Genomic DNA, 22,972 nt, shown 5'->3' with positions numbered 1-22,972 from the left:
ACCGGGGGGAACCCATGCGCACGCGCCACATCTACCACGCGGTGGACTCGCACACCGAGGGCATGCCGACCCGGGTCGTCACCGGGGGCGTCGGGGTGATCCCCGGCGCGACCATGGCCGAGAAACGGCTCCACTTCATCGAGCACATGGACCACGTCCGCACCCTGCTCATGTACGAGCCGCGCGGCCACTCCGCGATGAGCGGCGCGATCCTGCAGCCCCCCACCCGCCCCGACGCCGACTTCGGCGTCCTCTACATCGAGGTGTCGGGCCTGCTGCCCATGTGCGGGCACGGCACCATCGGGGTCGCCACCGTCCTCGTCGAGACGGGCATGGTGCCGGCCGTCGAGCCGGTCACCACCGTCCGCCTCGACACCCCCGCCGGACTCGTCTCCGTCGACGTCCGCGTCGAGGACGGGGCGGCCACCGCCGTCACCCTCACCAACGTCCCCGCCTACTGCGCCGGCCTCGACCTCAAGGCCGACGTCCCCGGATACGGCACCGTCACCTACGACCTCGCCTACGGCGGCAACTTCTACGCCTTCGTCGAACTCGACGCCCTCGGCCTCCCCTTCGACCGCGCCCGCAAGGACGACCTGATCGCCGCCGGGCTCGCGATCATGGACGCGATCAACGGCTCCGCCGACCGGCCCGTCCACCCCGAGGACCCCGCCATCGCCGGCGTCAAGCACGTCTACCTCGCGGCCCCCGGCTCCGACGCCCGCCGCTCCCGGCACGCCATGGCCATCCACCCCGGATGGTTCGACCGCTCGCCCTGCGGTACGGGCACCAGCGCGCGCATGGCCCAGCTGCACGCCCGCGGCCTCCTCGACCTCGGCGCCGACTTCGTCAACGAGTCCTTCATCGGCACCGAGTTCACCGGCCGGCTCGTCGGCCGCACCACCGTCGGCGGTTACGGCGCCGTCGTGCCCACCGTCACCGGGCGGGCCTGGATCACCGGCACCGCCCAGTACTTCCTCGACCCGTCCGACCCCTTCCCCGGAGGGTTCCTGCTATGACCGCGGACGACCCCGCCGTGCCCGAGGTGCGCACCGCCGACTACCACGCGGCCGGAGAGCCCTTCCGGATCGTCGACACCGCCGACCCCGGCCTCCCGCCCGCCCCCGGCGACACCGTCGCCGAGCGCTGCGCCACCGCGATCGGCCCCGGCGGCTCCGGCACCGCGCCGCGGCCGGGCGCGCTGGACTCCGTACGGCGCATGCTCGTGCAGGAGCCGCGCGGGCACGCCGGGATGTACGGCGGGTTCGTCGTTCCGCCGGACGACGACGGCGCCCACTTCGGCGTCCTCTTCTGGCACAAGGACGGCTACTCCACCGCCTGCGGCCACGGCACCATGGCGCTGGGCGCCTGGGCCGTGGACACCGGCCGGGTGCCCGCCCCCGACGAGGGCGACGTCCGGGTGCGGATCGACGTGCCCTCGGGCCGGGTCGCCGCCACCGTCCACCGCAGCGGCGGCCGCACCACCGGCGTCACCTTCCGCAACGTCGCGGCCCGGGTGGGCGCGCGGAAGGTCCCCGTCGCCACGAGCTTCGGGATCGCCGAGGCCGACATCGCCCACGCCGGAGCCTGCTACGCCTCCGTGCGGGCGCGCGACCTCGGCCTGGACGTCTCCCGGGCCGCGCTCGGGGACCTGGTGCGCGCCGGCCGCGAGATCCGCACCGCGCTCGCCGGACACCCCGCCACCTGGCACCCGGACGGCCCGCTGCTCTCCGGCGTCTACGGGGTGATCCTCCACGAGGAGCTCCCCGACACGCCCTTCGGCCCGCACCAGCGCAACGTCACCGTCTTCGCCGACGGGCAGGTGGACCGCTCGCCCTGCGGCTCCGGCACGTCCGCGCGGCTCGCCCTCCTCGCCGAGGACGGCCGCATCGGGCCGGAGGACTCCCTGCTGCACGAGTCGGTGGCGGGGACCGTGTTCACCGGCCGGATCGTCCCCGGGGCCGCCGCGCCCGGGCCGGACCCGGCCGGCCTCGTCACCGAGGTCACCGGCAGCGCGTACCGCACCGGCGAGCACCGCTTCACGCTCGACCCGCACGACGCGCTCGGCGCTGGGTTCCTGCTTTGATCCGGCAGATCGGCGCCGCCGAGACCACCGCCCTGCTCGGCCCGGCCGCGGCGGCCGACGCCCTGGCCGCAGCCCTGCGCGCCGGGCTCGATCCGGAGTCCTGCCCGCAGCGCAGCGCGGTCGCCGTGCCGGGCGGCGGGGAACTGCTGCTGATGCCGGCCGCGCAGGGGGCGTACGCCGGTGTCAAGATCGCCGGGGTGGCGCCGGGGAACCCGGCGCGGGGCCTGCCCCGGATCACCGGCTCCTACCTCCTCCTCGACGGGCCCACCCTGCGCCCGGTCGCCCTCCTCGACGGCGCCGCCCTCACGGCGCTGCGCACCCCGGCGGTCTCCGCGCTGGCCCTGCGACACCTGGCCCCGGCCGGGCGGCCGCTGCGGCTGGTGCTCTTCGGGACCGGTCCGCAGGCGTACGGGCACCTCGAAGCCGTCGCCGCCGTACGGGAGTTGGCCGGGGCCGTGATCGTCGGCCGCGACCCGGACGGCCCGGGCGCCAAGGCCCTCGCGGAGCACGCCCGCACGCTGGGCATCCCGGCGCGGACAGGCACGGCGGCGGACGTCGACGGAGCGGACCTGGTGCTGTGCTGCACCACCGCCCGCACCCCGCTCTTCGACGGGCGGCTCGTCGCGCCCGGCGCGGTGGTGGTGGCGGTCGGCTCGCACGAGCCGGACGCCCGGGAGACGGACACGGCGCTGGTGCGGCGCTCGGCCGTGTACGTCGAGGCCCGGTCGGCGGCCCTGCGGGAGGCGGGGGACCTGCTGGTCCCGGAGGCGGAGGGCGCGATCGGGCCGGGCCACATCACGGCCACCCTGGCCGACCTGGTCGCGGGGCGGGCGCCGGGGCCGGGCCCGGCCGGTTGTCCACAGCTCTTCAAGAGCGTGGGCATGGCCTGGGAGGATCTCGCCGTGGCGGTGGCGCTGTACGCGGCTGCCGGGAAGAACAGCGAAACGTGACATTGTACGCTGTTCCTCTGCGATCTCTCGGAGGACAAGCAATGGGTGACCTGAAGCAGCACAGTCTCATCAAGGCCCAGGAGCGGCTCCGCGACCAGGTCGGCCACGCCCTCCGAGCGGCCCTGATAGCGGGCGAACTGCGCCCCGGCAGCGTCTACTCGGCCCCCGGCCTCGCGGCCGAGCTCGGCGTCTCCGCCACCCCCGTCCGCGAGGCCATGCTCGACCTCGCCCGCGAGGGCCTGGTCGAGCCCGTCCGCAACAAGGGCTTCAGGATCACCGAGGTCAGCGAACGCGACCTGGACCAGTACACCGAACTCCGCACGATGATCGAGGTCCCGACCGTCGGCAAGGTCACCCGGATGGCCACCCGCGAGCAGCTGGAGGCCCTGCGCCCGATCGCGGAGGAGATCGTCACCAGTGCCCGCGAGCACAACCTCATCGGCTACCTGGAGGCGGACCGCCGCTTCCACCTGACACTGCTGGGCCTCGCCGGGAACGAGCGCCTCGTGGAGACCGTCGGAGACCTGCGCAAGCGCTCCCGCCTCTACGGGCTCACGGGCCTGGACGAGGCGGGCAAGCTGACCTCCTCCGCCGAAGAGCACCTCGAACTCCTCGACCTGATGATCGCGGGCGACGCGGAGGCGGCCGAGGCGTGCATGGCACGCCACCTCGGCCACGTCCGCTCCCTGTGGGCGGAGGGCCGCGACGAGCCGGTGGGCCGCCCCGCGCCGGGCGGCCTCGGCTCCGGCCTCACCGGCTGACCTGCCGGCCCTGCCGGCCGGCAGGGCCGGCCGCGTGTCCGGCGTGCCCGCCCGCCGGGGAGCCGGAGCAGCGCGCCACACGCCTGCCCGGGTGTGCCGACGGCCCCTTGGAGCGGAGGGCCTCCCGCCGGATTTGGACACGGCTGGATAACGGCGGTTCCGATCCCTTGTCAGTGCAATTTCACATTACTATGTTACCGGTCACATCATAGAGCGCGGCCCTTCACTGGAGTGACCATGACCAAGCGCAGCCAACTCGCCCTCGCCACCGCCCTGGTGGCGGCCATCGCACTCGGCGCGACGGGATGCTCCGACCCCAAGAAGGGCTCCGCCGACAAGGGCGCCGCCAACCCCGCCGCCGCCAACGACGGCAAGGTCCTCGGCGGCACGCCGGTCAAGGGCGGCACCCTCACCGTCCTGTCGAACCAGGACTTCTCCCACCTCGACCCGGCCCGCAACTGGACGATGCCGGCGATGGACTTCGGCACCCGGCTGCTCTACCGCACCCTCGTCACCTTCAAGGCCGAGCCCGGCAAGGCCGGCAGTGAGCTCGTCCCCGACCTCGCCACCGACCTCGGCACCCCCTCCAACGGCGGCCGCACCTGGACCTTCACCCTGAAGGAGGGCCTGAAGTACGAGGACGGCACCCCGATCAAGGCCCAGGACATCAAGTACAACGTCGAGCGGTCCTTCGCCCCCGACCTCACCGGCGGCCCCGACTACGCCGCCCAGTACCTCGCCGGCGGCGAGAACTACAAGGGCCCGCTCCAGGGGCAGCACCTCGACTCCGTGAAGACCCCCGACGACCGCACCATCGTCTTCGAACTGAAGCGGCCCGTCGCCGAGTTCTCCGCGACCGCCACCCTCCCCACCTTCGCGCCCGTCCCGCAGTCCCAGGAGAAGGGCACCCAGTACGACGCCCGCCCGTTCTCCTCCGGCCCGTACAAGATCGAAACCTACGACCGGGACAAGCAGCTGGTCCTCGTCCGCAACGAGCACTGGGACCCCGCGACCGACCAGGTCCGCAAGGCCTACCCGGACAAGTTCGTCGTCGTCATGGGCCTCAAGGGCGGCCAGATCGACGACCGCATCATCGCCTCCGAAGGCGCCGACGCCTCCGCCGTGCAGTACTCCGACATGCGCCCCGAGAGCGCCCCCAAGGTGCTGCCGAAGCCCGACGTCAAGTCCCGCCTCCTCGCCGAGTCCCAGGGCTGCACCACGATGCTGCACCTGAACAACTCCCGCGCCCCCTTCAACGACCCGAAGGTCCGCGAGGCCATGCACTACGCCCTCGACAAGGAGGCGGTCATCACCGCGGGCGGCGGCCCCGCCCTCAACGAGATCGCCACCGCCTACCTCCCGCCCGCCCTCACCGGCGGCAAGCAGGCCGACACCCTCAAGATCGCCCCGGCCGGCGACCCGGCCAAGGCCAAGGAGCTCCTCAAGGCCGCCGGGAAGGAGAGCCTGAAGGTCTCCCTCTCCGTCTCCACCGGCGACAAGGGCGCCGCCGAGGCCATCCAGCAGGGCCTGGCCCGCGCCGGCGTCCAGGTCGTCATCGACACCGTCGACCCCGGCGCCTACTACGACGTCATCGGCGACCTCTCCACCACCCCCGACATGACCTTCACCGGCTGGTGCCCCGACTACCCCTCCGGCTCCACCTGGATCCCGTTCGTCTTCGACGGCCGCACCGTCAAGGAGAAGGGCAACCAGGGGAACTACGCCCAGTTCCGCGACGAGGCCGTCCAGAAGCGCATCGACGAGATCAACGCCATGGCCGACGCCAAGCAGGCCAACCAGGCCTGGATCGACCTGGACGCCGAGATCATGAAGAAGGCGCCCTCCATCCCCGTCCTGCTGGAGCGCAAGCCCCTCCTCGTCGGCACCAACATCGCCGGCGCCTTCGGCCACCCCGTGTGGACCGGCACCATCGACTACGCGACCGTCGGCCTCAAGGACCCCTCGAAGAGCCAGGGCTGAGCGGCCGCGGGACCCGAGCCACGACACCCACGACACCCATGACAGCCACCGCAGCCCCCGAGGCCGCGACGGCCGAGACGCTCCCCCCGGGCAGCAGCCCCTGGCAGCTCGCCCGGCGGGAGCTCCGCCGCCGCCCCGCCGTCCGCATCAGCCTCTGCGTCGTCACCCTCTTCGTCCTGATGGCCGCCACCGCACCCTGGCTCGGCGCCCTGGGCGGTTGGTCCCCCGAGGAGTTCGACAAGTCCGCCGTCGACCCGTACCTCGGCGGCCTCCCCCTCGGCTCCTTCGGCGGGATCAGCCCCGAGCACTGGCTCGGCGTCGAACCCGTCACCGGCCGCGACCTGTTCGCCCGCGTCGTCACCGGCGCGCAGGTCTCCCTGCTCATCGCGTTCGCCGCGACCGCGATCGTCGTCGTCACCGGCACCGCGGCCGGGATCGCCGCCGGCTACTTCGGCGGCCGCACCGACGCCGTCCTGTCCCGCCTGATGGACCTGACGATGTCCTTCCCGTCCCTCATCTTCATGATCGCGATGCTGTCCGTCGCCAAGGACGTCAACCGCATCGTCCTCATGACCGCCGTCATCGGCGTCTTCGGCTGGCCCGGCGTCGCCCGCGTCGTCCGCGGCCAGACCCTCTCCCTCAAGCACCGCGAGTACGTCGACGCCGCCCGCGTCGCCGGCTCCGGCTCCTGGCGGATCCTGACCCGCGAGATCCTCCCCGGCGTCTCCGGCCCGGTCATCGCCTACACCACCCTGCTCATTCCCGGCATGATCAGCACCGAGGCCGCCCTCAGCTACCTCGGCGTCGGCGTCCGCCCGCCCACCCCCTCCTGGGGCCAGATGATCGCCGAGTCCGTGGCCTACTACGAGACCGACCCGATGTACTTCGTGATCCCCAGCACCTTCCTCTTCCTCGCGGTCCTCGCCTTCACCCTGCTCGGCGACGCCCTGCGCGACATCCTCGACCCGAGGGGGAGCCGCAGTTGATCCTCTACCTCGCCCGCCGGCTGCTCGCCCTCGCAGGCGTGCTCCTGGCCATCGCCGCCGTCACCTTCCTCATCTTCTACGTCCTTCCCTCCGACCCCGCGGCGGCCGCCTGCGGCAAGACGTGCAGCCCCGAGCGGATCGCCGACGTCCGCGCCTACCTCGGCCTGGACCTGCCCCTGTGGCGGCAGTTCGCCGACTTCCTCACCGGCATCTTCACCGGCCGCACCCTCGGCACCGGCCAGTACGCCGTCCGCTGCGACTTCCCCTGCCTGGGCTACTCGTACGAGAACTCCCTGCCCGTGTGGGACCTGCTGATGGACCGCCTGCCCGTCTCCGCCTCCCTCGCCCTCGGGGCGGCCGCCCTGTGGCTCGTCCTCGGCCTCGGCGCCGGCGTCACCGCCGCCCTGCGCAAGGACACCGCCACCGACAAGGCCCTCATGGTCGGCGCGGTCGCCGCCGCCTCCCTGCCGGTGTACTTCACCTCCGTGATGCTGATCTACGGCGTCATCCGCATCGCCGGACTGCTGCCGTACCCCACCTACACGCCCTTCGGCTCCGACCCGCTCGGCTGGGCCTCCAACCTCCTGCTGCCCTGGACCGCACTGGCCCTGCTCTACGCCGCCATGTACGCCCGCCAGAGCCGCGGATCCATGATCGAGGCCATGGCCGAGCCGTACATCCGCACCGCCCGCGCCAAGGGCATGCCCGAACGCACCGTCGTCGTCAAACACGGCCTGCGCTCGGGCATGACGCCGATCCTCACCATCTTCGGCATGGACCTCGGCGGACTCCTCGCCGGCGCCGTCATCACCGAGTCCATCTTCGGACTCCCCGGCATCGGCAGGCTGTTCTACGGCGCACTCGTCAGCTCCGACCAGCCGGTCGTCCTCGGCGTCACCCTGCTCGCCGCGTTCTTCATCGTCGTCGCCAACCTCGCGGTCGACCTCCTGTACGCCGTCGTCGACCCGAGGGTGAGGTACTGATGGCCGCCACCGACGCCACCGACGCTCCCGACGCCACCCGCACCGCCGACGCGCCGCTCCTCGCGGTACGCGGCCTCGGCGTCACCTTCCGCACCCCCCGCGGGCCCGTCCGCGCCGTCGACTCCCTCGACTTCACCGTCGAGTCCGGCCGCACCCTCGGCATCGTCGGCGAATCCGGATCCGGGAAGTCCGTCACCTCGCTCGCCGTCATGGGCCTGCACCGCGGCGCCGACGTCGAGGGCTCCGTACGCCTCGCCGGACAGGAGCTCACGGGGCTGTCCGAGAAGGAGCTGTCCCGGCTCCGCGGCCGGAAGATGGCCATGATCTTCCAGGACCCGCTCTCCAGCCTCCACCCCTACTACACCGTCGGCGAGCAGATCGCCGAGCACGTCCGCGTCCACTTCCGCAGCGGGCGCGCGGCCGCCCGCAAACGCGCGGTCGAGATGCTCGGCGAGGTCGGGATACCCGAACCGGCCCGCCGCGCGGGCGAGTACCCGCACCAGTTCTCCGGCGGCATGCGCCAGCGCGCCATGATCGCCATGGCGCTGGCCTGCGAGCCCGACCTGCTCATCGCGGACGAGCCCACCACCGCCCTCGACGTCACCGTGCAGGCGCAGATCCTCGAACTCCTCGCCCGCCTGCAGCAGGACCGCGGCCTCGGCATCGTCATGATCACCCACGACCTGGGCGTCGTCGCCCGCGTCGCCCACGAGGTGCTCGTCATGTACGGCGGCCGGGCCGCCGAACAGGCCGACGTCGACACCCTGTTCGCCGACCCCGCCCACCCCTACACCCGCGGCCTGCTCGACTCCATGCCCCGCCTCGCGGACGACGGCGACGACGGCCCGCTGCGCGCCATCCCCGGCTCACCGCCCTCCCTGCTCGCCCCCGCCCCCGGCTGCTCCTTCGCCCCGCGCTGCGCGGTGGCCAGGGACCGCTGCACGCAGGAGCGGCCGCCGCTCCTGCCGTACGGGGACCTCCCGGGCCGGGCGGCCGCCTGCCACTACGCCGGATCCCCCATCGCCGAGGAGGCGGCCCGATGACCACACCCACCCACGCCGCGCCGCCCGCCGGGAGCCCGGCCGAGGCCGGCCCGGCGGCCCTGCTGTCGGTGCGCGACCTGGCCATGGCCTTCCCCGGGCGGCGCTCCGCGACCGGCCGCCGGGGCGCACCGGTCCGCGCCGTCGACGGGGTCTCCTTCGACCTGGCGGCGGGGGAGACCCTCGGACTCGTCGGGGAGTCGGGCTGCGGGAAGTCCACGACCGGCCGGATGCTCGTCCGCCTGCTGGAGCCGACCTCGGGCTCGGTCGTCTTCGACGGCCGGGACGTCACCCGCCTGTCGCAGCGCGCCCTGCGGCCCCTGCGCCGCGACGTCCAGATGGTCTTCCAGGACCCGCACTCCTCACTGAACCCGCGCCAGACCGTCTCGCGGATCATCTCCGACCCGCTGCTCGTGCAGGGCTGGTCGGCGGCCGACGCCCGGCGCCGCGCCGCCGAGCTGATGGAGCTCGTCGGCCTGATCCCCGAGCACATCGACCGCTACCCGCACGAGTTCTCCGGCGGGCAGGCGCAGCGCATCGGCATCGCCCGCTCCCTGGCCACCGGGCCGCGGCTGATCGTCGCCGACGAGCCGGTGTCCGCGCTGGACGTCTCCGTGCAGGCGCAGATCGTCAACCTGATGGAGCGGCTGCGGGAGGAGCTCGGGCTGTCGTACGTGTTCATCGCGCACGACCTGTCCGTGGTGAAGCGGGTCAGCGACCGGGTGGCGGTCATGTACCTGGGCCGGATCGTCGAGATCGGCGCGAAGCGCGACCTGTACGACGCCCCCCAGCACCCGTACACGCGGGCGCTGCTGTCCGCCGTACCGCTGCCCGATCCGGCGGCGGAGCGGCGGCGGGAGCGGATCGTCCTGCTGGGGGACCCGCCGAGCCCGGCCGCGCCGCCGCCGGGCTGCTCCTTCCACCCGCGCTGCCCCAAGGCGCAGGAGGTGTGCCGCACCGAGCGGCCCCTGCTGCGGATCGCCGCCTCCCGCGAGGTGGCCTGCCACTTCCCGGGTGACTGACGGGTGAACCCGGGAAGGTGAGGGCCCCGGCGCCGACACGATCGGCTCCGGGGCCCTTCGCCGTTTCCGGCCGTGCGGCTTCAGGCGGCGAGTTCGCGGCGGAAGAACTCCAGTTCCAGCGCCATCAGCTTCTCCTTGACGCCGCCGGGGGTCATGTGGGTGACGCCGGGCAGGGCCAGGAGCTGGTGGGGGCGGCCCGCGTCGGTCAGCGCCTGCGACAGGCGCAGGGTGTGCGAGGGGTGGACGTTGTCGTCGGCGAGGCCGGTGGCGAGCAGCAGCGGCCGGGTCAGCTTCGGCGCGTCGGGGATCAGCGAGTCCCGCTCGTAGACCTCGGGGTGGTCCTGGGGCAGGCCGAGGTAGCGCTCGGTGTACGCGGTGTCGTAGTGCCGGAAGTCGGTGGGCGCGGCCCCGGCGGAGGCCGCGTGGAAGACGTCGGGCCGGCGCAGCACGGCGAGCGCGGCCAGGTAGCCGCCGTAGGACCAGCCGCGGACGCCGACGCGGCCCAGGTCGAGGTCGGGGTGCCGGGCGCCGAGCGCCTGCAGGGCGGCGACCTGGTCCTCCAGGGTGACCTCGGAGAAGCCGCGGTACATGGCGTGCGTGAAGGCGGGGGAGACGTACGGGGTGCCGCGGTTGTCGACGGTCACCACGGCGAAGCCCTGGTCGGCCCACCACTGGCGGTACTGCCAGCGGCGCGGCTCGGCGCTGACGTCCTGGAAGCCGGGCCCGCCGTAGCCGTCGACGAGGACGGGCAGCCGCCTGCCGGGGACGTGCCCGCGGGGCAGGACGAGCGCGGTGGGGACGGCGTGCTCGGTGACGCGCTCCAGCAGCGGGGCGACCCGGTACGGCATCGGCTGTGAGAGGTCGCCGGGGGTGAACTGCCGCCCGTCGGCGGTGTGCAGGGTGCGGCGGATGCCGTCGCGGTTGGCGGCGGTCAGCAGCAGCGATCCGGCCGAGGCGACGGCGGTGTGCACGGTGGGGACGCCGGTGTCGTCGGCGAGGACGGTGTGTGCGCCGGAGTCGGGGTCGAGGAGGAGCACCTGCTGCTCGGCGGGGTCGCGCAGGCCGGCCTCGACGAGCAGGCGGCCCTGGTGGAGGCCGACGACGCAGCGGATCTGGACGCCGTCGCCGGTCAGCGGCCGGCCGTCGACGGCGAGGGTGCGGGCGGCCCCGTCGGGGGTGTCGGCGGCGGTGAGCATCCGGCCGTCGGGGAGGCGGGCCGGGGTGCCGGGGAGCGGGTCGACCCACTGGGGGTGGGTGGTGCGGGACAGCTCGCGGGTGCGGCCGGTGGCGGGGTCGGCACCGAGCAGGAGGACGTCTTGCTGGAGCCGGTCCTGGACGGTGAGCAGGATCTCCTCGGAGGACTCCCAGCAGGCGTCGGAGAGGTAGGGGTGGCGGCCGGTGTCCCAGTGGATGCGCACGCGGTGGCCGCCCGGGCCGAGCACCCACAGCTGGACGTCGGCGTTGGGCCCGCCGGCCTCCGGGTAGGCGAAGTCCTCGGGCGGCAGCTCGGGGTGGGCCGGGTCGGCGAAGTGGCGGCGCTGGAGTGCGCCTTCGGCGACGCGGGCGGCCAGCAGGGTGACGCCGTCGGGGGACCACCAGTGGCCGCGGTCGCGGCCGAGCTCCTCGGCGGCGGCGAACTCGGCGACGCCCCAGCGAGCGCCGTCGGCTGGGCTGACGCGGCCGCCCGGGGAGGTGTACAGGGCGTCGCCGGCGACGTAGGCGGTGCGGGAGCCGTCGCCGTTGGGGCGCGGGTCGAAGGCGGGCCCGGCGGTGGGGACCTCGGTCGGCGGTGCTGCGGGGGCGCCGGGGCCGGCGTACGAGACGCGGTAGAGGGTGCCGTACAGGGCGAAGACGGCGTGGCGGCCGTCGCCGGAGAGGGCGTACCCGCCGATGCCGGCGGCGGTGAGCCGGATCCGCTCGCGCAGCCGGCGCTCGGCCTCGGGGAGGGGGCCGGGCTCGGGGGCGAGCCGGCGCGGGTCGGCGAGGAGGGTCTCGGTGCCGGTGGAGGTGTCGAGGACCCAGAGGGAGTCGCGGGGGTCGGTGGGGCCGGTGGAGCGGAGGAACCAGAGGAGCCGGCCGTCGTCGCCGAAGGAGAAGGCGCGCGGTGCGCCGTACGCGAAGCGGCCGGTGGTGGTGGAGAGCCGGAGGAAATCGTCCATGGAGGGGAGTGTGCCATGTGAAATGGCACACTGTACATGTGGCGTTCGGTGGTGTTCGCTTAGGCCATTCGAGTGGTGTACCGGAGGTAGCAGGTTTAGCGTCGGCAGGGTGGACCCCAACGCAGTACCCGGCAAGGGGACCGACGGCGCGGGAGACGGCTCAGGCGGCGCGGGCGGCGGCACGAGCGGCACCGGCAGCGCGGGCGGCCGCGGCAACGGCAGCGGGCTCGCCCTCTTCACCATCGCCTCGTGCCAGCTCATGGTCGTCCTCGACATCACGATCGTGAACATCGCCCTGCCGCACATCCAGACGGCCCTCGGCTTCACCACCGAAAGCCTCGCCTGGGTCGTCAACGCCTACACGCTGACCTTCGGCGGACTGCTCCTCCTCGGCGGCCGGGCCGGCGACATCCTCGGCCGCAAACGCGTCTTCATCGCAGGCGTCCTGCTCTTCGGGCTGGCCTCGCTGCTCGGCGGCTTCGCCCAGAACGAGGGCCAACTGCTCGCCGCCCGCGCCCTCCAGGGAGCCGGCGGAGCCATCGCCTCCCCGACCGCGCTCGCCCTGATCACCACCACGTTCCGCGAAGGACCCGCCCGCAGCCGGGCCTTCGGCGTCTTCGCAGCCGTCTCCGCCGCCGGCGGCGCGATCGGACTGCTCGCCGGCGGCATGCTCGTGGAGTGGCTCGACTGGCGCTGGGTGCTCTTCGTCAACGTCCCCATCGCCGTGCTGATCGCCGTCCTCGCCGCCCGAGTCCTGCACGAGTCCGAGCGGCACCCCGGGCACTTCGACATCGCCGGCGCCCTGCTGTCGACGCTCGGCATGGCGTCCCTCGTGTACGGATTCATCCGCGCCGCCCAGGAGGGCTGGCGCGACCCGCTCACCCTCGCCTCGTTCGGCGCCGCGGTGGTGCTGCTGACGCTGTTCGCCGCCAACGAGAGGCGCTCGACGCAGCCCATCACCCCGCTGCACATGTTCGCCGACCGCAACCGGGCCGGAACCTACGGCATCATGCTCTTCCTCGCCTGCGCGATCTTCGGCATGTTCTTCTTCCTGACCCTCTACGTGCAGAACGTCCTCGGCTTCAGCCCCCTGGAGGCCGGCCTCGCGTTCCTGCCGGTCAGCGCGATCATCGCCGTCGGCGCCGGCATCACCTCCCACCTGCTGCCCGTCCGCGGCCCCAAACCGTTCATGGTCACCGGCGCGCTGTGCTGCTCCGCCGGCCTGGCCTGGCTGACGCGGGCCGACGCCGACTCCACCTACCTCGGCAGCGTCCTCGGGCCGATGCTCCTCTTCGGCCTCGGCATGGGCCTGCAGTTCGTGTCCCTGACCCTCATGGCGCTGTCCCACGTCACCGACCGCGAATCCGGCGCCGCCTCCGGGCTCCTCAACGCCACCCAGCAGGTCGGCGGCTCGCTCGGCCTGTCCGTCCTCGTCACCGTCTTCGGCACCGCCGGCCGCAGCGAGGGCCGCGCCCAGGCCCGCGACTTCCTCGCCACCGCCACCCCGGAGCAGCTCCTCGCCTTCCGGCGCACCGGCCGGCTGCCCGACCCCTGGGGCGACCAGGTGCTCACCGCCGGCGTGAACGCGGCGTTCGTGGTCGCCGCCGCGTTCACCCTGGTCGGCGCGCTCATCGCGGTGTTCGCCATCAAGGTCCGCCCCTCCGACCTCGAACGCCTCCGCGGCCGCAAGCAGCCGACGTCGGCGGGGGCCTGACGGGCGCCCGCACCCGTAGTCAGGTCGCGCTCATGCCGCGCTCCGGCCACACGCCCCGCTCCGCGTACAGCACGCGGAGCTTCCGCGAGGCCAGCAGGAACGCGTGGTCGACCCGCCCGTCCCGCACCGTCGAGGTGCGGGACGCCTTGTCCACGGCCAGCCGCCGCCCGGAGGCGTCCGGGTCGCCGCCGAACTCGTACTCCACGAGCCCCTCGGTCTCGAAGACCTTCCGGAAGTACACGAGCGCGGCCACGGACCCCTCAGCCGGCCGCGCGGCGGACGCGGCAGCGGAGCGCGCCGTGCGTGCGCAGGGTGATGCCCGCGCTCAGCGGCACGTCCCGGTCGACCGCCTCGAACTCGTACGCCCGAAGCAGCTCCGCGAGCGAGATCACCGACTCCAGCATCGAGAAGTGCTGCCCGATGCACGCGCGCGGCCCGCCGCCGAACGGGAACCAGGCGTACCGGGGCCGGCCCGCCTCCGCCTCCGGGGTGAAGCGGTCCGGGTCGAAGCGCTCCGGGTCCGGCCAGTAGCGGGGGTGCCGGTGCGTGACCCACGGCGCCAGGATCACGTTGGCGCCGCCCGGGACCGCGTACCCGCCGATCTCTGTCGCGGCAACGGAGTTGCGGCCGATCACCGGCGCCGCCGGGTACAGCCGCATCGCCTCCTTCAGCACCCGCGTCAGGTACGGCAGCCGCTCCAGGTCGGCCGCCTCCGGCTCCCGGCCGGCCAGCACACGGGCGACCTCCTCCCGGGCCAGCGCCTGCTGCTCCGGGTGCAGGGCCAGCAGGTGCAGCGAGTACGCCAGGGACGTCGCCGTCGTCTCGTGCCCCGCGAGCAGGAAGATCAGCACCTGGTCGCGCAGCTCGGCGGCGTCGAACGCGCCGTCCTCGGAACTCGACGCCGCGGACAGCAGCCCCAGCAGGTCCTCACCCTGCGCGTCCTCCCCGCCGGAGCGGCGCTCGGCGATGATCCGGTCGCAGACCCCGTACAGCTCGTCCAGCGCCTCCGCCGCCCGCCGGTTGCCGGGCGTCGGCCAGGTCCGCGGGATGTTGACGGGGGAATAGCCGCGGCGCAGCACGTACTCCGTGATCACGGGGAAGCAGCGGTCGACGACGTCGACGGTGGTGTCGACGTCCGTCCCGAACAGGATCCGCGCGACCGCGCGCAGCGCGAGCTGCATCATCGCCTCGGAGACGTCGACGACGCCGTCCGGGAGCCGCTCCCACGCGGCGACCGTCGTACGGGCCTCCGCCGCGACGGCCGCGGCGTAGCCGTCGACGCGCCGCTTGGTGAACAGCGGCTGCACGAGGCGCCGCTGGCGCAGGTAGTCCGCGTCCTGGCTGGTGAGGAGGCCGTTGCCGAAGGAGTCGCGGATCTCCTGGTAGAAGGGGTTGTCCTTGCGGAAGTTGGCCGACTCCGACGCGAGGACCTGCTGCGCGCCCTCCGCGGAGAAGACGCAGTACAGGTCCTGGCGCAGCCCGGGCGGGCCCGCGGAGATCCGGACGACGTCGCCGTGCTCGCGGTGGGCCCGCAGGTAGGTGCCGAGAGCGTCGGACGTGAGCTCCGAGAGGGAGCCGAGCAGCGGATTCCCGGCCAGCACGGGCACCCGCCGGCCGGGGCTCGCGCCGGTGTCGCTGCTCGCTCCCGTGCTCGTCCCCGTGCCCGTTGTGGCCATGGCCGCCCCCTCGACTCCGTACCCCTGCCGGACCTGTTCCGGCCTGCTGATTCTGCCCCGTCCCCGGGCGGAGGGGCCCGATCCGCTGCCCTGGCTGGCCGAAAATCGCCGTGTGGGCGGTATCCGGACGGCGGCGTCAGTCGTCCCAGTCCCAGGTGTCGAAGTACGCGGCGGTCCCGGCCCGCCGGGCCTCCATGACGGCCTCGAGCCGCTCGAAGTCCCGCGGCGGCATCAGCGGCCGCCACCGCTCCAGCGGCAGCGCGCGCACGTCGTCGTGCTCGGCCGGGTCGAGGACGATGCCGTCGAGCTGCTCGGCGGTCAACCGCCCCCCGTCGAAGACGAACCCGATGGAGCTCAGCGGCCACTCCTTCCCCGGCAGCCCGAAGACGGTGGCCAGGAGCCGCCGGGGGCCCTCGTACACGATGCCGGTCTCCTCCCGGCACTCGCGCAGCGCGGTCTCCCACGGGCGCTCGCCCTCGTCCATGCAGCCGCCCGGCCACTGCCAGGGGTGGCTGCGCGAGTACACGGCCCGCAGCTGCACGGGCCGGTCGTCCTCGTCGGTGAAGAACAGGCAGCCGAACGCGCTGGCCTTGGGCAGGGTCGCGGCGAACTCCTCGGCGGGCAGCCAGCCCGAGGTCACGTGCCGGGGAGTGTGATCGCCTGTACGGGACATGCGCGGGCGGCCTCCTTCAGCATCGGGTCGCCGCCGCCGTCCTCGCGGCCCGGGATGACCATCCCGAAGCCGTCGTCGTCACTGGTGAACACCGCGGGCGCTCTGAGCGCGCACTGGCTGCTGCCGATGCAGACGTCGGTGTCGATGGTGATCCTGTCGGCCATGGATCCGCCCTCCGGAGCTCCGCCGGCACGCGGTCGCGTGCACACGCAACCCATGATCGCCCGCACCCCGCCCCACCCCCGGGCGAGTCGCCCGCCCATTCACCCTGACGGGCGAGGGGGCCGATGCTCATGCCGTCGCCTGCACGATGAGCGTGCCGATCGTCTGCCGGTCCTTCGGGCACGGAAGCCGCTGACCCGAGGCCGAGGCGAAACCGGCGGCGCGGAGCTTCTCCTCCCACATGTAGGGGCGGAAGCACCACCGGGTGATGGCGAGGAGCTCGTCGCCCGGGCCGTACAGGTCGTACTCGTGCGGGCCGGGGCACTCGCCGGACGGCGGGAGGTGCGAGAACGCGAACCGGCCGCCGGGCTTCAGGGCCCGGCGGACCAGCGGCAGCAGTACGGCGGGATCGGTGAACCAGACCGCGCCGAAGACGGAGTAGATGCTGTCGAACTCCGCCTCCCGGCCGCTCAGGTACTCCTCGGCGCGCCCGTGGCAGGCCTCGATCAGACCGCCGAACCGCTCGAGGGCCGCCTCGATCTGCGGGGCGGAGATGTCGACGCCGACGGCCGAGGCCCCGGTCCGCGCGACGAGGGCAAGGTTGTCGCCCTTGCCCATGCCCAGTTCCAGCACGCGCTTCCCGGGCCCGGTGTGCAGGATTTCGAGGCCGGGCCCGTGGTCGCCGCCGTACTGCGTCCAGGAGAACCGCTCCCAGGGCTTTTCGGCTGCCGGCAGGTGCCCGAACTTCTCCCAGGACGCATCGCTCATGTCGTGGCCTCCTCGCGGGGTGGTCGCCCTTCACGGTCGTGAGGGAACTCTTCCCGGAAGACCGGCCGCTGCCGGGGCAGTGCGTGGACGACCGTGCGCTTTCGGTCAGTACCCCCAGCGCTGGCCGACGCTGCTGTCCTCACGGCAGTGGATGGTGCGGCCGTTGGCGTCGCGGCCGGAGGTGCCGACGTCGGCCTTTCGGCAGATCTGGCCCGCCCTGTAGCAGTTCCCGGCGTTGGACTTCGGATAGCAGTCGGTTGCCGCCTTCGTGGGCGCCGGCGCGGGCGCCTGTGTGCGCGAGGGGGCGGGCGGGGCCGGTGCCGGAGCCTTGGCGGTGGGCTCGGCGGACGGCGGGGCCGACGGCGTCGGCGAAGCCGTGCTCGGGGCGGCGCTCGGGGTGGGGGTGGGGGTGGGGGTGGGGCTCGAAGTCGGTGTCCCCGACGGGGTCACCGGCGCGCTCGCCGTACCGCTGGTGCTCGGGACGGTGCCGGACGCCGCGGGGTCGCATGCGGCGAGCGACAGGACGATGGCCATGGCAGCGAATGCGCCTGCGCAGCGCGCCTTTATCCGGCTGCCGCCGGGCGGGTGGGTCACAGGGAACTCCTGGGTGAGGGCAGGTGCTTTGAGCGAATCAAGCTACGGGCTGGTGGCCGGATCCGGGCGTGAACGAGCGAATTCGTGTGCGGCTGGGTGTCCGGATTGGCAGTCTGAGAGCCCGGAACTCTGGGCGTTCCTGGAGTCCCTGCACTGCGGCGACATCCTGTCCGGCACCGTTGCGGCGATCGAACGATTCGGGGTCTTCGCAGCCCTGGACGACGGGCCTGCCCATCCCCTCTTACCCGGTGTCGGGTTCATCGTCGTCCCCGAACCGTCATGGCGGCACATCGACGCTGCCACCGATGTCGTTCAGGCAGGCCAGCGTGTCTCGTGCGAGTTCCTCCGGTTCGACACCTATAACGCAGAGGACAGGCTGTCCTTGAAGGCACTGGAACCTGACCCTCTTCAGGATTTCGCCGACCGCACAGCAGTGGGCCAGGAACTCCGCGGGACGGTTGAGAAGGTGCTTCCCTTCGGCGTCTTCGTCGACCTCGGGGACGGGATTGTCGGGCTGGCCCCCTTCAGAGAAGCCCACGGCCGGCCAGCGGTGAGTCCGGTGGAAGACTTCGAGGTCGGAGAGATCGCCGTGGTCGTCACGGAAATCGAGCTGCTAACCCGCCGGGTCTTCCTCTCCAGACCGGAGGGTGGCCGGCACGAAGGTGTCGTGCCGGCCATGTGACGGCAGGAACGCCACCGCCTGTGGTCGGCCGACGGCACCTGGGAGCGTCTGCTCCAGCAGGGCGGTCGACTCCACCATCGTGCGCGCTCACCAGCACGCGGCCGGTGCCCGCACCGACCCGCCGCCGGCCCCCGCCGTCCCAAAGGGGGACGAGGGGCTGGAACGCCCCGCGGCGGAACGGTGGGTGTCTGGCTGCCTCGGTTCTGGAGGTGTGATCATGGGCCGGTGGAGCATTCCAGCCCGTTCAACGTCCTTTCCCTTCGCCATCTCCCCGCGCATCCGGGGTCATGGCGGCCGTCGGCGCGGATCCGTTTGATGATCGACGGGGTGGACGTCGTGGAGTCGATCCACCCCGAGAGCGATTCGAGCCTCTTTCACGAGATGCTGATCGGCCCGCCCGGAACGTGGCCGCTGAGGGCGGGCAGTGAACCGCGGCGGGTCGAGCTGTCGAACAATTACTGCGATACCGGCTGCTGCGGAGGCGTCTTCGTGACCATCCAGCGGTGTGGCGGTCTGGTGGTGTGGACGTGGGAGAACACCGACGACATCCGGGTGCGGTTGCCACCGGACTCCCACTTCGACGCAGAACTGTACGACGCCGAGCTGGACCGCTTCGTCGCCGACCACAGTTGGGAGGAACCGGTCGACACGGCCGCACGCCTCCTTGCCCGGGAGCTGGCCGTCCTCGACTGGTACCGGCGTTGGAACTGCCCGCCCCCGCCCCCGGGCCTCGGCGTTTCTGTCGGCGGCCGTGGCGAGAAGGCCTACATCACGATGAGGTTCCGCGTCGAGGACTCGTTCCACTTGACGGCGTGGCGCCACTACACCATGGCCGTCACCGGGAACGAACCCGTCGAGGACCAGGTCCGCCGGTTCGCCGAACGTATCGCCGGCTCCGACCCGCGTACGTCCGCACAGCCTGGCGCATGATCGGCCGGACATGCTCTGGGGAGTCGACGCCCCGGCCGCCCCGCCCGGCCCCCGGCGGGCGGAGCGGTGGGGGAGGGCGTGCCGGTCAACAGCCTGAAAGGCACACCTCCGCCCAGACCGTCTTCCCCGGCGCACCGACCCGCGGCACCACCGCCCAGCGGCTCGCCAGCCGTGCCACGACGAGCAGCCCGCGCCCCGACTCGGCGTCCTCGCGCGGCTCTTGCGCGGGGAGCAGCGGTACGCGTTCGGTGCGGGTGTCGGTGACCTCGATGCGCAGGGTGTCGGACGAACCGGTCAGCCGGATGTGGAAGTCCCGTCCGGGGACGTGGCCGTGACGGACCGCGTTCCCGGTGAGCTCGGCGACGATCAGCGTCAGCTTCTGGTTGGCCGCGGAGGCGTACGGGTGGCCCCACGTGGTGAGGCAGTGCGAGACGAGCCGACGGGCCAGGCGGGCGCCGCGGGGCGAGGACGTGAAACGCATCGAGAATTCGAGGGTGGCTTGTGCGGGGGAAGTTTCGCTGTTCATGGGGCACAGGCTTCCGGGGGCTGCTTACGCTCGGTAAGACACGGAGCGCCTACAGGCGGTGGCGGTACGCGAGGTGTCGGTGCGTGTAGGCGGTGCGGAGCGTGACGGCCGATGCGGAGCGGCGTTGGCCGGTGGAGGTGATGGCGGGCATGAGCGAACCCACCCGGCAGTCGGAGGACGACGACCCGGGCGACGCCGCGCCGGACTCCGGCTCCGGAATCCTGCGCGTCTTCGGGCGCCAGCTGAAACGGTTCCGGGTCCGGGCCGGGGTGGAGCGGACCGAGCTGGGGGCGAGGCTGGGCTACTCGGCATCGACCATCGCCGCGTACGAACAGGGGCGGCGCGTGCCGCCGCCGCGCTTCATCGACCAGGCGGACGACCTGCTGGACGCGGGCGAGGTCCTGAAGGAGATGAAGGAGGAGGTCGCGCGGGCGCAGTATCCGGCGTTCTTCCGCGATGCGGCCAGGCTGGAAGCGGAAGCGGTCGAGCTGCACGTGTACGCGACCAAGGCCGTGCCGGGCCTCCTCCAGTCCGAGGACTACGCCCGAGCCGTGTTCGCGATGTCGCGGCCGCTGCTGAGTGAGGAGATCGTGGAGCAACGTGTCGCGGCACGGCTCGCGAGGCAAGAGATCCTGACGGGGCGACCGTCGCCGACGATCAGCTTCGTCATCGAGGAGGCGGTGCTGCGACGACCGCTGGGTGGACGGACCGTGATGCGTGGTCAGCTCCAGCACGTGCTGTCGACCGGCCAACGCCGAAACGTCGCGATCCAGGTGGTACCCACCGACTTGGAGGAGCACGCTGGACTTGAGGGCCCCTTCACCTTGATCGAAACGCGTGACGGGCGGAGGATCGCATACGTGGAGGGGTACAAGGACAGTCGGTTGCACACCGATCGCAAGCCGGTCCGTGAGTTGGAGGAGCAGTACGGCCTCCTCAGGGCCCAAGCGCTCACTCCGCGGGCATCGCTGGTCTTCGTCGAGAAGTTGCTGGGAGAGTCATGAACACCGAAAAGCGCCCCGGGGCCGCGAACGAGTCGACGTGGTTCAAGAGCAGCTACAGCACGGGATCGGGCGGGGAGTGCGTCGAGGTGGCCGCGAGCCCGGATAGCGTTCACGTCCGCGACTCCAAGGACACGAGCCGCCCGGGGCTCGTGGTCGGCGGCTTGGCGTGGACTACCTTTGTCGACTTCGCCGGTCGGTAGAGCCGTGACGGGGATGCGCCCGTCTGTACACCGGGCGGGGCTCTGATCGAGAGGTTGCTGGGAGACAATGAATGCGAAGCAGCCCAGGCGCGAGAATGATGCGCTCGCCTGGTTCAAGAGCAGCCATAGCAGTGGCGAGGGCGGCCAGTGTGTCGAGGTGGCCGAGCGCCTGAGCAGCGTCCACGTCCGCGACTCCAAAGACACGAGCCGCCCGGGGCTCGTGGTCGGCGGCCCGGCGTGGACCGCCTTCGTCGGCTTCGCGAGCCGGTAGAGCCGTGACGGCGGTTGCCCCGGACCCTCGGGGGGTCCGGGGCAACCGTGTGTCACGCCGCTCTTCTCTTCCCGGCCGCCTTGGGAGAGGCCGGGTTGGGGCGGGAGACCTAGATGTCGCGGAAGGTTTCGATCTGGGCGCCCACCGAGTTCAGGCGTTCCGCCAGGTCCTCGTAGCCGCGGTTGATGACGTACACGTTGCGCAGGACCGAGGTGCCTTCCGCGGCCATCATCGCGAGGAGGACCACCACCGCCGGGCGGAGGGCCGGCGGGCACATCATCTCCGCCGCGCGCCAGCGCGTCGGGCCCTCCACCAGGACGCGGTGCGGGTCCAGGAGCTGGAGGCGGCCGCCGAGGCGGTTGAGGTCGGTGAGGTAGATCGCCCGGTTGTCGTACACCCAGTCGTGGATCAGCGTCTGGCCCTGGGCGACGGCCGCGATGGCCGCGAAGAACGGGACGTTGTCGATGTTCAGCCCGGGGAACGGCATCGGGTGGATCTTGTCGATCGGCGCCTCCAGCTTCGACGGGCGGACCGTCAGGTCGACCAGGCGGGTGCGGCCGTTGTCGGCCGTGTACTCCGCCGAGCGGTCGTGGTCCAGGCCCATCTCCTCCAGGACCGCGAGCTCGATCTCCATGAACTCGATCGGGACCCGGCGGATGGTCAGCTCGGACTCCGTGACGACCGCGGCGGCCAGCAGGCTCATCGCCTCGACCGGGTCCTCGGAGGGGGAGTAGTCGACGTCCACGTCGATGTTCGGGACGCCGTGGACGGTGAGGGTCGTGGTGCCGACGCCGTCGACCCGTACGCCCAGCGCCTCCAGGAAGAAGCACAGGTCCTGGACCATGTAGTTGGAGGAGGCGTTGCGGATGACGGTGACGCCGTCGTGCCGGGCGGCGGCCAGCAGCGCGTTCTCGGTGACGGTGTCCCCGCGCTCGGTCAGCACGATCGGGCGGTCCGGGCTGACGTTCGGCTCCACCTTGGCGTGGTAGATGCCCTCGGTCGCCGTGATGTCCAGGCCGAAGCGGCGCAGGGCGATCATGTGCGGCTCGATGGTGCGGGTGCCGAGGTCGCAGCCGCCCGCGTAGGGGAGGCGGAACTGGTCCATGCGGTGGAGCAGGGGGCCCAGGAACATGATGATGCTCCGGGTCCGGACCGCTGCCTCCGCGTCGATGGCGTCCATGTCGAGGTCCGCCGGCGGTACGAGCTCCAGGTCGACGCCGTCGTTGATCCAGCGGGTGCGGACGCCGATGGAGTTCAGGACCTCCAGGAGCCGGTACACCTCCTCGATGCGGGCGACGCGGCGCAGCACCGTGCGGCCCTTGTTCAGGAGGGTGGCGCAGAGGAGGGCGACGCAGGCGTTCTTGCTCGTCTTGACGTCGATGGAGCCGGAGAGGCGGCGGCCGCCGACGACGCGCAGGTGCATCGGGCCGGCGTAACCGAGGGAGACGATCTCGCTGTCCAGCGCTTCGCCGATCCGCGCGATCATTTCGAGGCTGATGTTCTGGTTGCCGCGCTCGATGCGGTTCACGGCGCTCTGGCTGGTGCCCAGGGCTTCTGCAAGCTGACTCTGCGTCCAGCCGCGGTGTTGCCGGGCGTCACGGATGAGCTTGCCGATGCGTACGAGGTAGTCGTCTGCCATGGGTGCACCGTATCTCAGATATGAGATGAGGTGCTTGTCGGGTGTGGTGGACGGGTGCTATCGACCGTCAGGCGGCTGGGGTGATTGTGTGGTTAATCGGGCAAATGGGTGACGGTGTGGTCGGGGTGGGGTGGGGTTGGGGGCGGGGGCGTGAGGTGCGGGGATG

General features: G+C 72.6%; 23 protein-coding genes. 15 read left to right on the top strand and 8 right to left on the bottom strand.

Translation table 11 applies throughout. The annotated features are described in order from the left end of the window. Positions 1 to 14 precede the first annotated feature (14 nt). The 9 genes from IE170_RS12695 (at position 15) to IE170_RS12655 (ending at position 9,808) form a co-directional block, all read left to right on the top strand. Positions 15 to 1,019 (top strand): proline racemase family protein, encoded by a 1,005-nt coding sequence (locus tag IE170_RS12695; RefSeq protein ID WP_189809430.1) that lies wholly within the window; start codon positions 15 to 17, stop codon positions 1,017 to 1,019. Next, positions 1,016 to 2,086 carry a proline racemase family protein gene (locus IE170_RS12690; RefSeq protein WP_189809429.1) on the top strand — a complete coding sequence of 357 codons (1,071 nt, stop codon included), beginning with the start codon at positions 1,016 to 1,018 and terminating at the stop codon, positions 2,084 to 2,086. Before IE170_RS12695 ends, IE170_RS12690 begins: the two co-directional genes overlap by 4 nt. Continuing rightward, the gene (locus tag IE170_RS12685) at positions 2,083 to 3,036 is read left to right on the top strand and encodes an ornithine cyclodeaminase family protein (protein WP_223856370.1); all 954 of its coding nucleotides are present in this window, start codon (positions 2,083 to 2,085) and stop codon (positions 3,034 to 3,036) included. The genes IE170_RS12690 and IE170_RS12685 overlap by 4 nt, the downstream gene beginning before the upstream one ends. A 41-nt stretch (positions 3,037 to 3,077) precedes the next feature. Further along, complete coding sequence (locus IE170_RS12680) at positions 3,078 to 3,797, top strand: GntR family transcriptional regulator (protein ID WP_189809428.1); 720 nt, start codon at positions 3,078 to 3,080, stop codon at positions 3,795 to 3,797. Positions 3,798 to 4,034: 237 nt separating this feature from the next. Then, positions 4,035 to 5,777 (top strand): ABC transporter substrate-binding protein, encoded by a 1,743-nt coding sequence (locus IE170_RS12675; protein WP_189809427.1) that lies wholly within the window; start codon positions 4,035 to 4,037, stop codon positions 5,775 to 5,777. A 38-nt stretch (positions 5,778 to 5,815) separates the two neighbouring features. After that, positions 5,816 to 6,763 (top strand): ABC transporter permease, encoded by a 948-nt coding sequence (locus IE170_RS12670; protein ID WP_189809426.1) that lies wholly within the window; start codon positions 5,816 to 5,818, stop codon positions 6,761 to 6,763. Beyond that, the gene (locus tag IE170_RS12665) at positions 6,760 to 7,746 is read left to right on the top strand and encodes an ABC transporter permease (RefSeq protein WP_189809425.1); all 987 of its coding nucleotides are present in this window, start codon (positions 6,760 to 6,762) and stop codon (positions 7,744 to 7,746) included. The genes IE170_RS12670 and IE170_RS12665 overlap by 4 nt, the downstream gene beginning before the upstream one ends. Continuing rightward, a complete protein-coding gene (locus IE170_RS12660; protein ID WP_189809424.1) occupies positions 7,746 to 8,789 on the top strand; it encodes an ABC transporter ATP-binding protein in 1,044 nt (347 codons plus the stop codon). The genes IE170_RS12665 and IE170_RS12660 overlap by 1 nt, the downstream gene beginning before the upstream one ends. Continuing rightward, a complete protein-coding gene (locus tag IE170_RS12655; protein WP_189809423.1) occupies positions 8,786 to 9,808 on the top strand; it encodes an ABC transporter ATP-binding protein in 1,023 nt (340 codons plus the stop codon). Before IE170_RS12660 ends, IE170_RS12655 begins: the two co-directional genes overlap by 4 nt. A gap of 80 nt (positions 9,809 to 9,888) precedes the next feature. Here the strand turns inward: IE170_RS12655 and IE170_RS12650 are convergent, their stop codons facing one another. Continuing rightward, a complete protein-coding gene (locus tag IE170_RS12650; RefSeq protein WP_189809422.1) occupies positions 9,889 to 11,967 on the bottom strand; it encodes a S9 family peptidase in 2,079 nt (692 codons plus the stop codon). A 259-nt stretch (positions 11,968 to 12,226) separates the two neighbouring features. Here IE170_RS12650 and IE170_RS12645 point away from each other — a divergent pair, with 259 nt between their 5' ends. Then, complete coding sequence (locus tag IE170_RS12645) at positions 12,227 to 13,681, top strand: MFS transporter (protein WP_189809489.1); 1,455 nt, start codon at positions 12,227 to 12,229, stop codon at positions 13,679 to 13,681. 19 nt (positions 13,682 to 13,700) lie between these two features. Here IE170_RS12645 and IE170_RS12640 read toward each other — a convergent pair whose 3' ends face one another. The 5 genes from IE170_RS12640 to IE170_RS12620 all read right to left on the bottom strand — a co-directional run bounded on the left by IE170_RS12640 (position 13,701) and on the right by IE170_RS12620 (position 16,960). After that, entirely contained in the window at positions 13,701 to 13,934 is a 234-nt protein-coding gene (locus tag IE170_RS12640) for a hypothetical protein (protein ID WP_189809421.1), read from the bottom strand. Positions 13,935 to 13,941: 7 nt separating this feature from the next. Then, complete coding sequence (locus IE170_RS12635) at positions 13,942 to 15,357, bottom strand: cytochrome P450 (protein ID WP_189809420.1); 1,416 nt, start codon at positions 15,355 to 15,357, stop codon at positions 13,942 to 13,944. A gap of 136 nt (positions 15,358 to 15,493) precedes the next feature. Then, positions 15,494 to 16,030, bottom strand: coding sequence for an NUDIX domain-containing protein (locus tag IE170_RS12630; protein ID WP_189809419.1), 537 nt, complete (start codon positions 16,028 to 16,030; stop codon positions 15,494 to 15,496). Beyond that, complete coding sequence (locus IE170_RS12625; protein ID WP_189809418.1) at positions 15,994 to 16,194, bottom strand: ferredoxin; 201 nt, start codon at positions 16,192 to 16,194, stop codon at positions 15,994 to 15,996. The genes IE170_RS12630 and IE170_RS12625 overlap by 37 nt, the downstream gene beginning before the upstream one ends. Positions 16,195 to 16,321: 127 nt before the next feature. Continuing rightward, positions 16,322 to 16,960 (bottom strand): class I SAM-dependent methyltransferase, encoded by a 639-nt coding sequence (locus tag IE170_RS12620; protein ID WP_189809417.1) that lies wholly within the window; start codon positions 16,958 to 16,960, stop codon positions 16,322 to 16,324. A gap of 334 nt (positions 16,961 to 17,294) precedes the next feature. Between IE170_RS12620 and IE170_RS12615 the strand changes: the two genes are divergently transcribed. Further along, positions 17,295 to 18,236, top strand: a complete 942-nt coding sequence (locus tag IE170_RS12615) for a S1 RNA-binding domain-containing protein (RefSeq protein WP_229884701.1) — start codon at positions 17,295 to 17,297, stop codon at positions 18,234 to 18,236. A gap of 315 nt (positions 18,237 to 18,551) precedes the next feature. Continuing rightward, on the top strand, positions 18,552 to 19,166 hold the full coding sequence (locus IE170_RS12605; protein ID WP_223856371.1) for a hypothetical protein: 615 nt from the start codon (positions 18,552 to 18,554) through the stop codon (positions 19,164 to 19,166). Positions 19,167 to 19,251: 85 nt separating this feature from the next. Here IE170_RS12605 and IE170_RS12600 read toward each other — a convergent pair whose 3' ends face one another. Beyond that, complete coding sequence (locus IE170_RS12600) at positions 19,252 to 19,692, bottom strand: ATP-binding protein (protein WP_223856372.1); 441 nt, start codon at positions 19,690 to 19,692, stop codon at positions 19,252 to 19,254. A 149-nt stretch (positions 19,693 to 19,841) separates the two neighbouring features. Between IE170_RS12600 and IE170_RS12595 the strand changes: the two genes are divergently transcribed. From IE170_RS12595 to IE170_RS12585, 3 genes are all read left to right on the top strand, one after another. Continuing rightward, positions 19,842 to 20,696 (top strand): helix-turn-helix domain-containing protein, encoded by an 855-nt coding sequence (locus IE170_RS12595; RefSeq protein ID WP_223856389.1) that lies wholly within the window; start codon positions 19,842 to 19,844, stop codon positions 20,694 to 20,696. Next, positions 20,693 to 20,896 (top strand): DUF397 domain-containing protein, encoded by a 204-nt coding sequence (locus IE170_RS12590; protein WP_189809415.1) that lies wholly within the window; start codon positions 20,693 to 20,695, stop codon positions 20,894 to 20,896. Before IE170_RS12595 ends, IE170_RS12590 begins: the two co-directional genes overlap by 4 nt. Before the next feature lie 67 nt (positions 20,897 to 20,963). Continuing rightward, complete coding sequence (locus IE170_RS12585) at positions 20,964 to 21,167, top strand: DUF397 domain-containing protein (protein WP_189809414.1); 204 nt, start codon at positions 20,964 to 20,966, stop codon at positions 21,165 to 21,167. Positions 21,168 to 21,276: 109 nt separating this feature from the next. On the opposite strand, the gene IE170_RS12580 is transcribed toward IE170_RS12585, so the two are convergent. Further along, positions 21,277 to 22,806 (bottom strand): helix-turn-helix domain-containing protein, encoded by a 1,530-nt coding sequence (locus IE170_RS12580; protein WP_189809413.1) that lies wholly within the window; start codon positions 22,804 to 22,806, stop codon positions 21,277 to 21,279. Positions 22,807 to 22,972 lie beyond the last annotated feature (166 nt).

The sequence above is a fragment of the Streptomyces toxytricini genome (genome assembly GCF_014649915.1).
Lineage (GTDB): Bacteria > Actinomycetota > Actinomycetes > Streptomycetales > Streptomycetaceae > Streptomyces > Streptomyces toxytricini.
Note: the sequence above shows the minus strand (reverse complement) of the source record. Positions and strands in the feature narration are given on the sequence as shown.

Bases quoted from the DNA above. Each gene is read 5' to 3' on its own strand.
- IE170_RS12660 (WP_189809424.1), top strand. From the start codon at position 7,746: ATGGCCGCCACCGACGCCACCGACGCTCCCGACGCCACCCGCACCGCC.
- IE170_RS12635 (WP_189809420.1), bottom strand. From the start codon at position 15,357: ATGGCCACAACGGGCACGGGGACGAGCACGGGAGCGAGCAGCGACACC.
- IE170_RS12600 (WP_223856372.1), bottom strand. From the start codon at position 19,692: ATGAACAGCGAAACTTCCCCCGCACAAGCCACCCTCGAATTCTCGATG.
- IE170_RS12605 (WP_223856371.1), top strand. From the start codon at position 18,552: ATGATCGACGGGGTGGACGTCGTGGAGTCGATCCACCCCGAGAGCGAT.
- IE170_RS12690 (WP_189809429.1), top strand. From the start codon at position 1,016: ATGACCGCGGACGACCCCGCCGTGCCCGAGGTGCGCACCGCCGACTAC.
- IE170_RS12620 (WP_189809417.1), bottom strand. From the start codon at position 16,960: ATGAGCGATGCGTCCTGGGAGAAGTTCGGGCACCTGCCGGCAGCCGAA.
- IE170_RS12675 (WP_189809427.1), top strand. From the start codon at position 4,035: ATGACCAAGCGCAGCCAACTCGCCCTCGCCACCGCCCTGGTGGCGGCC.
- IE170_RS12645 (WP_189809489.1), top strand. From the start codon at position 12,227: ATGGTCGTCCTCGACATCACGATCGTGAACATCGCCCTGCCGCACATC.
- IE170_RS12650 (WP_189809422.1), bottom strand. From the start codon at position 11,967: ATGGACGATTTCCTCCGGCTCTCCACCACCACCGGCCGCTTCGCGTAC.
- IE170_RS12670 (WP_189809426.1), top strand. From the start codon at position 5,816: ATGACAGCCACCGCAGCCCCCGAGGCCGCGACGGCCGAGACGCTCCCC.
- IE170_RS12585 (WP_189809414.1), top strand. From the start codon at position 20,964: ATGAATGCGAAGCAGCCCAGGCGCGAGAATGATGCGCTCGCCTGGTTC.
- IE170_RS12625 (WP_189809418.1), bottom strand. From the start codon at position 16,194: ATGGCCGACAGGATCACCATCGACACCGACGTCTGCATCGGCAGCAGC.
- IE170_RS12580 (WP_189809413.1), bottom strand. From the start codon at position 22,806: ATGGCAGACGACTACCTCGTACGCATCGGCAAGCTCATCCGTGACGCC.
- IE170_RS12590 (WP_189809415.1), top strand. From the start codon at position 20,693: ATGAACACCGAAAAGCGCCCCGGGGCCGCGAACGAGTCGACGTGGTTC.
- IE170_RS12655 (WP_189809423.1), top strand. From the start codon at position 8,786: ATGACCACACCCACCCACGCCGCGCCGCCCGCCGGGAGCCCGGCCGAG.
- IE170_RS12680 (WP_189809428.1), top strand. From the start codon at position 3,078: ATGGGTGACCTGAAGCAGCACAGTCTCATCAAGGCCCAGGAGCGGCTC.
- IE170_RS12630 (WP_189809419.1), bottom strand. From the start codon at position 16,030: ATGTCCCGTACAGGCGATCACACTCCCCGGCACGTGACCTCGGGCTGG.
- IE170_RS12595 (WP_223856389.1), top strand. From the start codon at position 19,842: ATGAGCGAACCCACCCGGCAGTCGGAGGACGACGACCCGGGCGACGCC.
- IE170_RS12695 (WP_189809430.1), top strand. From the start codon at position 15: ATGCGCACGCGCCACATCTACCACGCGGTGGACTCGCACACCGAGGGC.